This window comes from Mesorhizobium sp. GW821-FHT04C10, assembly GCF_059420305.1.
Map to the genome: position 1 here is coordinate 2,196,589 of NZ_JBWKTL010000001.1, position 13,047 is coordinate 2,209,635.

The window sequence follows — 13,047 nt, forward strand, 5'->3', positions numbered from 1 at the left end:
CCATCCGCGACGTCCCGCGAAGTTGATGGCCGCGTCTTTCAGCCCCCTATGCCGTGCTGCTTTGTCCGTGATATGCCGCCGCCATCGAATGCCGGGACAGTGCTGGACTGAGCCTGTCCCGGATGTTGTTGGGGTGTCTTGATGACGATGTCCAAGCCGGTTTTCGACCGTTTGGGATTTGGCCTGTGGATCGGAGCGTTCCTGGTCGTTCTTGTCCTGGTCTTGTGGTCACCCCATACGCGGACGGTCTGGCAAGCCTATATAGACGGCAGCGAGGCGCTGCTGACCCGCCGGCCGCTCTACAATATCCAGTCCGAGATGGGATATCTCTATGCGCCGGCCTTTGCCGCGCTCTATGTTCCGGTGGTGAAGCTCGGCCCGCATCTGGGCGGCCTGGTGTGGCATACTATCGGTTTCGCGGCGCTGACCTTCGCCGCGATGCGGCAGGTGCGCAAACTCGGCGGCGGGGAATTGCCGTGGCTGCTTTCCTTCGGGCTGTTCCTTGCCCTGCCGATGGCGCTGGGTGCGATCCGTAACGGCCAGGCGACAATCCTTTTGACCGGTGCCTGCTGGCTTGTCACTTTGTCGGCGCTCGAAGGGCGGCGCGCCGAAACCTTCTTCTGGGCTTCGCTTGCCATCATAGCCAAGCCGACCGCGATCATCATGCTCTTGCTGGTGGGAGCCCTGCGTTTCCGGCTGATACCGGTGCTCGTGCTGGCGGTACTGTTCGTGCTCGCCTTACCCTACGCTTTCGCGCCCGCCGGCTATCTCAACGACCAATATCGTGCTTTCGCCGGGATGCTGACCGCGATGGCGGTCGACAACACCAGCCATTTTGTCCCCACCGACTTCACGGCGCCGTTCACCAAAATGGGGCTGCCCATCCCGGAATTCGGCGCCACGATCGTGCGCATCGTCATGGCCCTGTTTACGCTTTCAGCCGTCATCTGGTTTGACCGCAAGCTCGAACGCGGAACGGCTGGTCTCGCCATCTTCCTGACGGCGACGTTCTACATGTGCGTCTTCAACCCGCGCGTCGAGCCCAACACCTATGCCATGATCGCCGTGCCCGCCGGCCTCGCTATTGCCCTGTTGTGGCGCGAGGAACGAGGCGGCATGTTGGCCTCGGTGCTGTCCGTTATGCTGCTCCTGACAGGATTGACGGGCGTCGAGCGCCATATCCAGGATTTCACGTACCCCTGGTTCCGGCCGATCGCGGTCACCCTTATCGCCGGTTCCCTGATCTGGTGGTTTTGGGCGAGATCCGGTGACAAGGGGGCGCGAGACATGATGAGGCGAGACAAGGTGATGAATGAAAGGCCTGTCGCAAATGGCTGAGTCGCGGCCCGTTCTCGATATCGTGGCGCCGTTCCTCAATGAGGCGCAATCGGCATCGGCTTTTGCCGCATTGCTCGACAAGCTTGAAGCCGCGGTGGCGCAGCGTTTCGGCATGGAACTCCACAAGATCCTGGTCGACGACGGCAGTCGCGACGATGGCGCCGAGCGGTTTTCGCGGGCGCTGTCGGGTTCCTGGGAGATCGTGCGGCTCAGCCGCAATTTCGGCAAGGAGGTCGCGGTGCTCGCCGGCCTCGACCGGTCGCGCGGCGACATGGCGCTGGTCATGGACGCCGACCTCCAGCATTCGATGGACACCAGCCTGAAGATGATCGCAGAGCTGGTGGAGAACCCCGATATCGATGTGGTCTACGCGCAGAACGACCGCCGCGAGGCGAGCTGGCGGCGCAGCCAGCTGGCGCGGCTTTTCTACAGCCTGATCAACAGCAGCCAGCGTTTCGACATTCCCGAGAATGCGGGAGATTTTCGCGTCATGCGTGGTGCCGTGGTGCGCGCGCTGACGAGCCTGCGCGACAAGCGGCGCTTCAACAAGGGCCTGTTCGCCTGGGCCGGCTTCCGCCAGAAAGCCATACAATATTCGCCGGAGAACCGTGTCACCGGGACGTCGAAATGGAGTCGGCTCAACCTGATCGCCTTCTCGTTGGAAGGCTTTACCTCCTTTTCCGTCATTCCGTTGCGCATCATCAGCCTGAGTGGGATGCTGGCGGCGTTGGCGGGCCTCGTCTACGGAGCCAAGGTCTTCTTCGAGGTGATGTTCTACGGCATCGCCGTCCCCGGCTATCCCAGCCTTATGGTCGCCGTCGTCCTGCTGGGCGGCCTCAACCTCACCTTGCTTGGCCTGATTGGCGAATATGTCTGGGTCACGCTCTCGGAAAGCAAGGACCGGCCGGTCTATATCGTGCGCGATGTCATGCGCGGCGAGATGGCCCCCGACCGGCCGCCGGGCGCTTCCGGAACATGACGCGGCGCATCCGCCTGATCGCCGACGATTACGGCCTGGCGCCCGGCGTCTGCGCCGGGATTCTCGACCTGCTCGATCGCGGCCGCCTGACCGGCACCAGCTGCATGACCGGCTTTCCGGAATGGCCTGACGCGGCGGCGCGTATCAAGCCGCTGTGCGGCCGCGCGGCGGTCGGTCTGCACCTGACCCTTACCGACCAGCCGGCCATCACCGGCCGGTCGAGCCTGGCGCCGGAAGGCCGGCTGCCGCCGCTGCGTTCGCTGGCATTGCCGGTCCTGCGCGGCCGCGTCGACGCGTGGGACGTCCATGCCGAGCTCGATGCGCAGTACAACCGCTTCGTCGAGGCGTTGGGCCGCCAGCCTGACTTCATCGACGGGCACCAGCACGTGCATTTCCTGCCGGCCGTGCGCGCATGGCTGCGGGCACGTTTTTCCGAAGGCGCCAGACCGGCGTTGCGCGGTGCTCCGGCGATCGGCAAGGCCGCCGTGGCGCCTAAAGTCGCGGCAATCGCTGCCCTGGCCGCCGGCTTCAACCGGTCGATGGCGCGAGCCGGCTTCATCATTTTCGAGCCGCTCGCCGGCATCTACGACTGGCGGCAACCCGAGAGATTTGCCCCGGTTCTGCAAGCCGCCGTCGAAGCACTGCCGGAACGGGGCCTGTTCATGTGCCATCCCGGCCATGTCGACGAGACGCTGCGGGCACGCGACCCGATGCAAAGCGTGCGCGAGGTGGAATTCTCGGTCCTGGCTTCGGACGCTCTCGGCGCGAGCCTGGCCCGCGCCGGTGTCGAGATCATGGACGGCAAGGGATGAGCGGCGCGGAGCAGCCCCGCCGTTCGACCGGCAGCAAGATCGTGCGCTTTGCCATTGTCGGGCTGGCGAACACGGCCATCGACCTTGCCGGCTTTTTCCTGCTGCTCAAGCTGCATGTCCCGCCGCTGCCGGCCAATGTCGTCTCATGGTCCATCGCCGTCGTCTTCTCTTTCGTGGCCAATGGCTTCTGGTCGTTCGAGCGCAACCACGCCATCCGGCTGCATGACGCTTTCCTGCGTTTCGTCTCGCTTGGGGCGCTGATTTCGCTCGGCGTTTCCAGCCTGTCGATCGCACTCTTCGCCGGCATCGCCGGTGTGTGGCCGGCGAAGATCGGCGGCGTCATCGTGGCGGCAGTGCTGAATTTCCTCGCCGCGCGCTGGTCGATCGAAGGCCGGCTGCTGAAATAGCGGCCCTGTCTTGTCTGACGAAGCCACGAGCGGAAAACAGCCATCCCGCTTCCCGGACCTTGCCTACTCCGCCGGCTCCATATTGGTGTAGGCGGCTTCCTCGAGCTCACGCTTGAGGCGTGCCTCCTCATGGGTCTTTGGCGTGACGAAGCGGCCAAGCAGCAGGTAGGCGACGGGCGTCAGGAACAGCGTCGAGATGGTGGCCAGCCCCAACCCGCCGACGATCACCCAGCCGAGCGCCACGCGCGCCTCGGCACCGGCGCCGGCGGCCAGCACCAGCGGCACACCGCCAAGTATGGTGCAGATCATTGTCATCATCACCGGCCGCAAGCGAATGGTCGAAGCCTGCTCGATCGCTTCGCGCACGCCGAGCCCACGGTCGCGCAGCTGGTTGGCGAATTCGACGATCAGGATGCCGTTCTTGGCCATGACGCCGACCAGCAGCACCAGGCCGATCTGGCTGTAGGCGTTGAGGCTGGTGCCTGACAGCAGCAAGGCAAAGATCGCACAGGCGAGGCCGAGCGGCACCGTCGCCATGATGATGACGGCGCTGACGAAGCTTTCGAACTGCGCGGCCAGCACCAGAAGGATGATGACCAGCGCGAAGCCGAAGATGGTGACCATGGCGCTGTTGGTCTCGCCCAGCGTCGCGGCCTCGGCCAGCGGCAGGATACGGCTGCCCGCCGGCAGCAGCGGCGTGGCGATCTCCTCGGCGCGGGTCAGAGCGTCGCCAAGCGCGAAATTGCCCGAGAGGTTGGAGGTGATGGCCACCGATGGCTGCTGCTGCTCGCGCGACAGAGACGGCGGCACGGCGCGTTCGGTCAGCTTGGCGATGGTCGACATCGGCACGAAGCGGCCGTCGCCCGTCTTGAGGAAGACGTTTTCCAGATCGGTCGGATCGTTGATCGGGTTGGTGGTGGAGACCAGCTTCACGCCATAGCTGCGGTCGGCGATGTAGACATCGACGACATCATTGCCGTCGAGCATGGCCTGCATCGTGTTGGCGAGCCCCGTAATGTCGATGCCGAGATCGGAGGCGCGCTCGCGGTCGATGGCGACGGCCAGCTGCGGCTGCGTCGGATCGATCGACAGGCGCGGCGTCTGGAAGCGCGGGTCCTTCTGCATCTCGGCGATGATCTTGACCGCCGCGTCGCCGAGCGCCTTGCGGTCGTTGCCGACCAGCGCGAACTGCAGGCCGTTGCCGGCGCCGCGGATGCCAAGGCTGTTGGGCTGCACCGGGAAGATGCGCACGCTCGGCACCTGCTTGGTCAGCTGGCTGATCTCGGCCATGATCTCCTGCTGGCTGCGGCTGCGCTCGTTCCAAGGGGCAAGCGTCATCACCATGAAGCCGGAATTGTAGGAACCGTTCTGGCCGGCATTCTCGAAGGTTGAGCGTATCTCGCCGGAATCGCGCATCGGCTGGATCAGCTTCTCGATCTTCTGCATCTGCTGCGTCGTATAGTCGAGGCTGACGCCTTGAGGGGCATTGATGCGCAACAGCACCGCCGCGCGGTCCTCGGTCGGTGTCAGTTCCTGGCGGATGGTGCCGAACAAAGTGAAGGCGGTGCCGGCAAACAGCACAGCGACCAGAACCACGATCCAGGGCGCGTCGAGGCAGGCGTGCAGCGCGCGCTTGTAGGCGGCATTCAACGCGCCGCCGATACGGGCGCCGATGCCCTGGCCGCCTTCATGGTGGAGCGATGCGTTGGTCAGCATGCGCGAGGCGAGCATCGGGCAAAGCGTCAGCGCCACCACGCAGGACAGGAGCACCGACATGGCAAGCACGAAGCCGAATTCGCGGAACAGGCCGCCGGTCTGGCCCGGCAGGAACGAGATCGGCACGAAGACGGCAACCAGCGTCAACGTCGTGGCGACGACGGCGAAGAACACCTCCTGGGCGCCGAGCACGGCGGCGGCGCGTGGTCCCATGCCTTCGTTGCGCCGTCGCACGATATTTTCCAGAACGACGATGGCATCGTCGACGACAAGGCCCGTGGCCAGCACGAGGGCGAGCAGCGTCAGGATGTTGACCGAGAAGCCGGCCAGATAGATGGCGGCGATGGTGCCGATCATGGCGACCGGCATCGACAGGCCCGGGATCAGCGTCGCGCGCCAGTCGAGCAGGAAGACGTAGATGACGATCAGCACCATGGTGACCGACAGGCCAAGCGCGATCTCGACCTCGTGCACGGCGCCCTTGACGAAGACGGCGTCGTCGCTGGTGATCTTGATCGCCATGCCCTTGGGCAGGTTCTCCTGCAGCTTGGCGACGGCGGCCTGGACGCCGGTCGAAATATCAAGCGTGTTCGATTCCGCCTGGCGGATGATGCCGATACCGATGCCGGTCTTGCCATCGGAACGCAGCGTGGTCTGGCCGACATCGGGGCCGAGCGTGACAGTGGCGACATCGCGGATGCGCGTCGTGCCGCCGATGATGATGTTTTCGAATTCCTCGGGCGTGGTCACGTCGGCGGTGGTGCGGACGATCAGGTCCTGGTTGGTCGTGGTGATCGAACCGGCGGGCGAATCGAAAGCAACCGAGGCAAGGGCTGCCCTGAGATCGGCCACGGTGAAGCCGAGGCTGGCGAGCTTGTTCTGGTCGACGTCGATGCGGAAGATCTTGTCGCGGTCGCCATAGACCTGGACGTCGGCGACGCCAGGCACGGCGGCCAGTTCATCCTCGATCTGGTCCTGGACCACCACGGTCATGTCCTGGATCGACATGTTGTCCGAGGTCACCGCCAGGCGCATCACTGCATCGGAATTGGCATCGGCCTTGACGATGCGGGGCGGATCGGCCGTGTCCGGCATCTGGTTGGCGACGCGGCCAACGGCATCGCGCACGTCGGAGGCGGCGACATTGAGGTCGACACCATCGTTGAACTCGATGGTGACACGGCTCGAGCCGAAGGAGGAGGAAGAAGAGATCGACTTGACGCCGGAGACACGGGCGACGGCGCCCTCGATCGTGTCGGTCAGTTCGCGGTCGACGGTCTCGGCGGCCGCACCCTCGAAAGTGGTCGAAACGGTGACCACCGCGCGATCGACATCAGGCAATTCACGGATTTCGACGCCGTAAAAGGCCGCGAGACCGGCAACCGCGATAAGCACGTTGAGCACGAAGGCCATGACCGGCCTGCGAATGAACAGGGCGGTGAAGCCGGTATCGCTGGCGGCGTTGGCGGATCCGGTCATGAGCCTTCGGCGGTGTTGGCGGCGCGCTGTTCCTGGCCGGCGATGCGGACCTCACCGCCTTCGCTGACGCTCTGGGTGCCTTCGGTGACCACCATGTCGCCGCTGTCGATCTCCGCGTCGATCAGAACGGTCTCGGTGTTGCGCTGGATGATGCGCACCGGCACGCGTTTGGCTTTGCCGTCCTCGATCTGCCAGACATAGGCGCCGTCCGACCCCCACAGGATCGCCAGCGGGCTGACGGCCGGATAGGTCTCACCGGGGAATTTCATGGTGATGGAGAACGACATGCCGGCGCGCAGCGAATCGGCGGGATTGGCTATCTTGGCCTTGACCAGCAGCGTGCGGCTCTTCTCGTCGATGTGGTTGTCGATGGCCGAAACCGTGCCGGTATAGGCGTTGCTGGGATTGGCGATCGGCGTCGCGGTCAATTGAGCGCCGACCTTGACGGCGGCGGCGAAGCGCTCGGGCACCTGGAAATCCACCAGGATCGAGGAGCGGTCGTCGAGGGTGGCGATCGCCGACTGGTTGGTCACATAGTTGCCGGCCGATATCGGCAGGATGCCGACGGTGCCGGCGATCGGTGCCAGGATGGAGCGGCGCTGCAGCGCAAGCTCGGCATCCTGGAGCGCCAGCTTGGCATTCGACAAGGTCACCTCGGCGTCGGCCACCGCCACCGGGGTGGCGGCATTCGAGGCGCGCAGCGACTTGACGCGATCGAGCTTGGATTGCGCATCCTGCAAAGCGAGTTTCGCCCGGTTCTGGGCGATGACCTCGGTCTCGGAATCGAGCGTCGCGATGATCTGTCCCTTGTCGACATGGCTGCCGGACTCGACCAGCAGTTCGGCAAGGCGGCCGGAACTGTAGGGATTGACGGTCACCGAAGCGTTGGCGCGGCCGGTGCCGATCGCCTGCAGGCGATCGTTGATAACAGCCGAGGCGGCCGGCGATGCAACGATGGTGGCAATCTGGGCGCGGTTGCCCCCCGTCTGCCGGGAGCCACCTGCCGCCGTTTCTTTCGTTGGAGGTGTCGCGCCATAGGCCCAGTCGATGCCCCAGCGCGCCAGCACTTGCGGGGCGCTGGGGTAGAAGCGCGCCCACGCGGCCGCGGCGGCGACCACGATCACAAACGCAAGGACAATCTGTTTCCAGCTCGGCATCGATACTCCAGCGGCAAGAATCGTCTGCCGGTTCCAGGTGAAAGCGGATGCAGCGACGATACGGGCTGGCAGCGAAAACCGGCCACGCCACACCCGATATCACCGGTTTATGGCAATTATCACGCAATCGTGCACATTAAATCTCGGTAACGTGAAATCCGCGACGCCCGGTTGGAGCGGATGCCTAACGCAGGCCTTCCATCTCGCGGATGCGACGGGCACCGTCGGCTTCGAGCTGTCTTGTGACGGCGCCGATCAACGTTTCGGCGACGACGAAAAGTGCCGCCGAAGAATCCCATGCCGACGGCACGGCGGTTCGTCCGGCGATGACATGGCGGGCAAACCGGGCGATCGGCGACAGCCACTGATCGGTGAACAACACGATCTGGACGCCGCGCTGATGCGCCTTCTCGGCGAAGCGGACGAGACTGTCCTGGTAGCGCCTGATGTCGAAGATCACCAGCACGTCGCGCTTGCCCATGTCGATCAGCCGGTCGCGCCACATGCTCTCCTGGCCGGCGAGGTGAAAGACATCGGGCTGGATAACGGCAAGATGGGCGGCCATGTAACGCGCCAGCGGGTCGGTGAAGCGGCCGCCGATCAGAAATGTCTTGCCACGCCGATCGGCGAGCCGCGCCGCGATATCGGCAAGCTGCCTGTCGGAGAGGTGGCGGAAGGTCTCGCGCATATTGTCGAGCGTCGCTTCCAGCATCGGCGAGACAGTGCCGCCGCCGGGCGAGGGCGGGTTGAGGGTTCGTATCGCCGGCGATTGCAATTGCGCCGCCAGTTCGTCCTGCAGGGTCGACTGGAATTCCGGATAGTTCTGGAAGCCGAGCCGGGCCACGAAGCGCAGGATCGTCGGCGAGGAGACACCGGCCGCGGCCGAGAATTCGGCGACCGTCTTCAGGCCGATCATCGGATAGCTCGCAATCAGCGTCTGGGCCGCGCGCCGTTCGCCGGCCGGCATCGCTCCGATGCGGTCGGCGATCAGTTCGGCAATGCTGGAAATCATGTTTTCCCCCACCCGCTGGCCCTGCCCACGAGATCGCATTTGACAAAGCCGGGCAAACTGTATGAAATCATCCACAGGGACGCAATGAGGCAAAATACGTAACATACGATACAGCGCTCCCCGGGGACGGCAGACTATGGAGAAAGCACGGCCCGCCAGCCTTGCATCGTCTGATACCGTGGGGGTGACCAACCCTGGCGGATCAAGCCCCTTCGTGCTGACCTGCGATCACGCTTCCAATTTCCTGCCCGCCGAATTCGGTACGCTCGGCCTTGCCGCCGAGGACCTGTCCCGCCACATCGCCTGGGATCCCGGCGCGCTGCCGGTTGCGCTGCGCATGGCGCAGGCGCTGGATGCGACGCTGGTCGAAACCAGAATCTCGCGCCTCGTCATCGACTGCAACCGGCCGCTCGATGCGCCGGACCTGGTGCCGCCGGTCAGCGAAACGACGGTCATTCCCGGCAATGCCAGCCTGACCGACAAGCAGCGCGCGGCGCGGGTCGCCCTGTCATGGCAGCCGTTTCACGGCGCCATCGAGCGCATCGTCGAGGAACGGCTGGCGCGCGGCCAGGAGACCCGGCTGGTTTCCGTGCATTCCTTCACGCCCGTCTACAAGGGCCGCAACCGGCCCTGGCATATCGGCATCATCCACGATGAGGACCGCCGGCTGGCCTCGCCGCTGATATCGGCGCTCGGGCGGCTTGCCGGCATTACCGTCGGCGTCAACGAACCCTATTCGCCAGCCGACCGCGTCTATTTCACGCTGGAACGGCATGCGCGCTCGCGCGGGCTGCCCTGCGCGATGATCGAAATCCGCAACGATGAAATCTCCGGAGAGACCGGGCAGCGGAAATGGGCGGATCTGCTCACGGGCATTTTTTCGGATCTGGAACCAGAGGAGGCCACGCGGCCCAGATCGCATTCAGTCAGAAAGTCAGTCCAATCGGCCAGCTGAAAAACAAACAGGGGACTTCCAATGGCAGCACCGGGTTATACAGACGTTGACAAGGCGGAGGACGTAAAGCACCTCCACAGCATGGGCTATGCCCAGGAACTGGAGCGGCGGCTCAGCCGCTTTTCGAATTTCGCGGTTTCCTTCTCGATCATCTGCATCCTGTCGGGCGGCATCAATTCGCTGGCGCAAGGCACCTCTGGTGCCGGCGGCATCGGCATCGGCATCGGCTGGCTGGTCGGCTGCTTCGTGTCGCTGACCTTCGCGGTTGCCATGTCGCAGATCAGCTCGGCCTATCCGACCGCCGGCGGGCTCTATCACTGGGGTTCGATCCTAGGCAATCGCGGCACCGGCTGGGTCACGGCCTGGCTTAACCTGCTCGGCCTGATCACCGTTCTCGGCGCCATCAATGTCGGCACCTGGACGTTCTTCATCGGCGCTTTCGGGCCGGCGCTGGGAATTGACGGCTCGCTGACCAACCAGATGATATTCCTGGTCGTCATCACCGGCCTCCAGGCGCTGATCAACCATCTCGGTATCAAGCTGACGGCGAAGCTGACCGACTTCTCCGGTTATCTGATTTTCTTCGGCGCGATTCTGATCGCGGTGGTCTGCCTGATTTTCGCCGAGCATTGGGATGTCAGCCGTCTCTTCACCTTCCACAACTACTCCGGTGATGCAGGCGGCGGTGTCTGGCCGTCGGTGTCGAATGCCTGGGTGTTCGCGCTCGGCCTGTTGCTGCCGATCTACACGATCACCGGGTATGATGCTTCGGCGCATACATCGGAAGAAACCATCAAGGCGGCCTCTTCCGTGCCGCGCGCCATGGTTATGTCGGTCGTCTGGTCGGCCCTCTTCGGCTATCTGTTCCTCGCCGCTTTCGTGCTGATGATCCCGAACATGGACGATGCCGCCAAGCAGGGCTGGAACGTGTTCTTCTGGGCCTTCGACCAACGCGTTCCCTCCGGCCTCAAGGAGTTCGTCTATCTCGTCGTGTTCATCGCGCAGCTTCTGTGCGGTCTCGCCACCGTCACTTCGGCGTCGCGCATGATCTTCGCCTTCTCGCGTGACGGCGGCCTGCCCGGCTCGGCGACACTCGCCAAGGTCAGCCCGACCTACCGCACGCCGGTGGCGGCGATCTGGACGGCATCGATCCTGTCGGTGCTGTTCGTCTGGGGCTCGACGCTGGTTTCGGTCGCCGGCACCTCGGCCTACACCATCGTCGTGTCCTGCACCGTCATCTTCCTGTTCCTGTCCTTCACCGTGCCGATCGTGCTCGGCATGCTGGCCTGGGGCACGCCGAAGTGGGACAAGATGGGGCCGTGGAACATGGGGCGCGGCGTGTTCATGCTGTTCGCCTTCCTGTCGATCGTATCGATGATCCTGATCTTCATCATCGGCATCCAGCCGCCGAACGACTGGGCGCTCTACATCACCGTCGGCTTCTTCATTCTGACGGCGATCGTGTGGTTCGCCTTCGAACGCAACCGCTTCCAGGGGCCGCCGCTCGGCGACATCATCGCGGCGCGCCAGGCAGCGATCAAGGCGGCGGAACAGGCGGTCGGCGAAACCGGCGGTCACTGATCTCGACCATCAAGGCCATGGCCGGCATCGTGCCGGCCATGGTTTCGTTTATCCCTTTCAACGACCAAGCACTGGAGCGCCAAAGGAATGGCCGGAAATTTCTCGTTCGATCAGTTGAAGAAAGCGGTCTCCAGCGGCGAGATCGACACGGTGCTGGCCTGCATCGTCGACATGCAGGGCCGGTTGGCGGGAAAACGGTTCCTGGCGCAGTACTTCGTCGATTCCGCGCATGACGAAACGCATGGCTGCAACTATCTCCTGGCCGCCGACATCGATATGGAGCCGGTGCCCGGCTACAAGGCGGCGAGCTGGTCGAAGGGCTATGGCGATTTCGTCATGAAGCCGGACCTTGCCACGCTGCGGCGCATCCCGTGGCTGGAAAAAACCGCGCTGGTGATCTGTGACGTACTTGACCACCACACCCATGACGACCTGCCGCATTCGCCGCGCGCGATCCTGAAGAAGCAGGTCAAGCGGCTGCAGGAGCGCGGCTATATCGGCTACTTCGCTTCCGAGCTCGAATTCTATCTGTTCAACGAGACCTACGATTCCGCTCGCAAGAAGCACTGGCAGGGCCTCGATACCGCTTCGCCCTATATCGGTGACTACCAGATCGGCATCACCACCAAGGAAGAAGGTGTCATGCGCCGGCTTCGCAACGAGATGGAAGCGGCCGGTATCCCGATCGAGAACTCCAAGGGCGAATGGGGCCCGGGCCAGGAAGAGATCAATGTGCGCTACGCCGAAGCGCTCGACATGGCCGACCGGCACGTCATCCTGAAGAACGGCGCCAAGGAGATCGCCGAGTCCGAAGGCAAGGCGATCTCGTTCATGTCCAAATACAATTACGGGCTCGCCGGCAATTCCAGCCACATCCACAATTCGCTGTGGAGCGCTGACGGCAAGACGCCGCTGTTCTTCGACAAGAAGGCCGACTGGACGCTGTCGACGCTCGGCCAGCAATGGGCGGCCGGACAACTGAAATATGCCAAGGAATTCACCTGGTTCCTGGCGCCCTACATCAACTCGTACAAGCGGTTCCAGGCCGGCACCTTCGCGCCGACCAAGATCATGTGGAGCGAGGACAACCGCACCGCCGGCTTCCGCCTGTGCGGCGAGGGCACCAAGGGCATCCGCATGGAGTGCCGCATCGGCGGCGCCGACCTGAACCCCTACCTCGCCTTCGCGGCGCTGATCGCCGCCGGCCTTGCCGGCATCGATGAGAAGCTGGAGTTGCAGAAGCCTTTCGTCGGCGATGCCTATCAGGCATCTCGCTTGCCGGAGATCCCGAAGACGTTGCGCGACGCCACCGAGACGCTGGCCAAGTCGAAGATGCTGAAGCAGGCGCTCGGCGAGGACGTGCTCGAGCATTATGTCCACACGGCAAAATGGGAGCAGTTCGAATACGACCGCCGCATTACGGATTGGGAACTGCACAGAGGGTTCGAGCGGTACTAGGTTAGCAGCCAACGCCCGGCGCTGCCCCTCACTCTTTCCCGGCGAGAATGGGAAAGGGTGCGCCAGCGTTGGAGCGCTTCCCTTCCTCGCCACTGCGGGAGAAGGTGCCGGCAGGCGGATGGGGTTAGCGCCAAGCCATGTGATTTTCGATTG

10 protein-coding genes are annotated in these 13,047 nt (G+C 64.0%); 7 read left to right on the top strand and 3 right to left on the bottom strand.

Annotated features, from left to right (window positions below):
• The first annotated feature begins 141 nt into the window (after positions 1-141).
• From AC07UC_RS10645 to AC07UC_RS10660, 4 genes are read left to right on the top strand one after another with little or no spacing between them, the layout of a single operon-like run.
• A complete protein-coding gene (locus tag AC07UC_RS10645; protein ID WP_494905572.1) occupies positions 142-1,338 on the top strand; it encodes a glycosyltransferase family 87 protein in 1,197 nt (398 codons plus the stop codon).
• Complete coding sequence (locus tag AC07UC_RS10650; protein ID WP_140771930.1) at positions 1,331-2,317, top strand: glycosyltransferase family 2 protein; 987 nt, start codon at positions 1,331-1,333, stop codon at positions 2,315-2,317. Before AC07UC_RS10645 ends, AC07UC_RS10650 begins: the two co-directional genes overlap by 8 nt.
• Complete coding sequence (locus AC07UC_RS10655; RefSeq protein WP_494905573.1) at positions 2,314-3,129, top strand: ChbG/HpnK family deacetylase; 816 nt, start codon at positions 2,314-2,316, stop codon at positions 3,127-3,129. The genes AC07UC_RS10650 and AC07UC_RS10655 overlap by 4 nt, the downstream gene beginning before the upstream one ends.
• Positions 3,126-3,536: a GtrA family protein gene (locus AC07UC_RS10660; protein WP_140771927.1), complete on the top strand. Its 411-nt coding sequence runs from the start codon at positions 3,126-3,128 to the stop codon at positions 3,534-3,536. The genes AC07UC_RS10655 and AC07UC_RS10660 overlap by 4 nt, the downstream gene beginning before the upstream one ends.
• Before the next feature lie 63 nt (positions 3,537-3,599).
• Here the strand turns inward: AC07UC_RS10660 and AC07UC_RS10665 are convergent, their stop codons facing one another.
• The 3 genes from AC07UC_RS10665 to AC07UC_RS10675 form a co-directional block, all read right to left on the bottom strand.
• A complete protein-coding gene (locus AC07UC_RS10665; protein ID WP_494905576.1) occupies positions 3,600-6,731 on the bottom strand; it encodes an efflux RND transporter permease subunit in 3,132 nt (1,043 codons plus the stop codon).
• Entirely contained in the window at positions 6,728-7,888 is a 1,161-nt protein-coding gene (locus AC07UC_RS10670; protein ID WP_494905578.1) for an efflux RND transporter periplasmic adaptor subunit, read from the bottom strand. The genes AC07UC_RS10665 and AC07UC_RS10670 overlap by 4 nt, the downstream gene beginning before the upstream one ends.
• Positions 7,889-8,072: 184 nt before the next feature.
• Positions 8,073-8,900 carry a MurR/RpiR family transcriptional regulator gene (locus AC07UC_RS10675; RefSeq protein ID WP_135881356.1) on the bottom strand — a complete coding sequence of 276 codons (828 nt, stop codon included), beginning with the start codon at positions 8,898-8,900 and terminating at the stop codon, positions 8,073-8,075.
• A gap of 136 nt (positions 8,901-9,036) precedes the next feature.
• Between AC07UC_RS10675 and AC07UC_RS10680 the strand changes: the two genes are divergently transcribed.
• The 3 genes from AC07UC_RS10680 (at position 9,037) to AC07UC_RS10690 (ending at position 12,894) form a co-directional block, all read left to right on the top strand.
• On the top strand, positions 9,037-9,855 hold the full coding sequence (locus tag AC07UC_RS10680) for an N-formylglutamate amidohydrolase (protein WP_494905580.1): 819 nt from the start codon (positions 9,037-9,039) through the stop codon (positions 9,853-9,855).
• Between the two features lie 21 nt (positions 9,856-9,876).
• Positions 9,877-11,436, top strand: a complete 1,560-nt coding sequence (locus tag AC07UC_RS10685) for an amino acid permease (RefSeq protein ID WP_140771919.1) — start codon at positions 9,877-9,879, stop codon at positions 11,434-11,436.
• 87 nt (positions 11,437-11,523) lie between these two features.
• Positions 11,524-12,894, top strand: a complete 1,371-nt coding sequence (locus tag AC07UC_RS10690) for a glutamine synthetase family protein (protein WP_056577936.1) — start codon at positions 11,524-11,526, stop codon at positions 12,892-12,894.
• Positions 12,895-13,047: the final 153 nt, after the last annotated feature.

Excerpts from the sequence above, each read along its gene's own strand:
- AC07UC_RS10645 (WP_494905572.1), top strand. The coding sequence starts at position 142 with ATGACGATGTCCAAGCCGGTTTTCGACCGTTTGGGATTTGGCCTGTGG.
- AC07UC_RS10650 (WP_140771930.1), top strand. The coding sequence starts at position 1,331 with ATGGCTGAGTCGCGGCCCGTTCTCGATATCGTGGCGCCGTTCCTCAAT.
- AC07UC_RS10655 (WP_494905573.1), top strand. The coding sequence starts at position 2,314 with ATGACGCGGCGCATCCGCCTGATCGCCGACGATTACGGCCTGGCGCCC.
- AC07UC_RS10660 (WP_140771927.1), top strand. The coding sequence starts at position 3,126 with ATGAGCGGCGCGGAGCAGCCCCGCCGTTCGACCGGCAGCAAGATCGTG.
- AC07UC_RS10665 (WP_494905576.1), bottom strand. The coding sequence starts at position 6,731 with ATGACCGGATCCGCCAACGCCGCCAGCGATACCGGCTTCACCGCCCTG.
- AC07UC_RS10670 (WP_494905578.1), bottom strand. The coding sequence starts at position 7,888 with ATGCCGAGCTGGAAACAGATTGTCCTTGCGTTTGTGATCGTGGTCGCC.
- AC07UC_RS10675 (WP_135881356.1), bottom strand. The coding sequence starts at position 8,900 with ATGATTTCCAGCATTGCCGAACTGATCGCCGACCGCATCGGAGCGATG.
- AC07UC_RS10680 (WP_494905580.1), top strand. The coding sequence starts at position 9,037 with ATGGAGAAAGCACGGCCCGCCAGCCTTGCATCGTCTGATACCGTGGGG.
- AC07UC_RS10685 (WP_140771919.1), top strand. The coding sequence starts at position 9,877 with ATGGCAGCACCGGGTTATACAGACGTTGACAAGGCGGAGGACGTAAAG.
- AC07UC_RS10690 (WP_056577936.1), top strand. The coding sequence starts at position 11,524 with ATGGCCGGAAATTTCTCGTTCGATCAGTTGAAGAAAGCGGTCTCCAGC.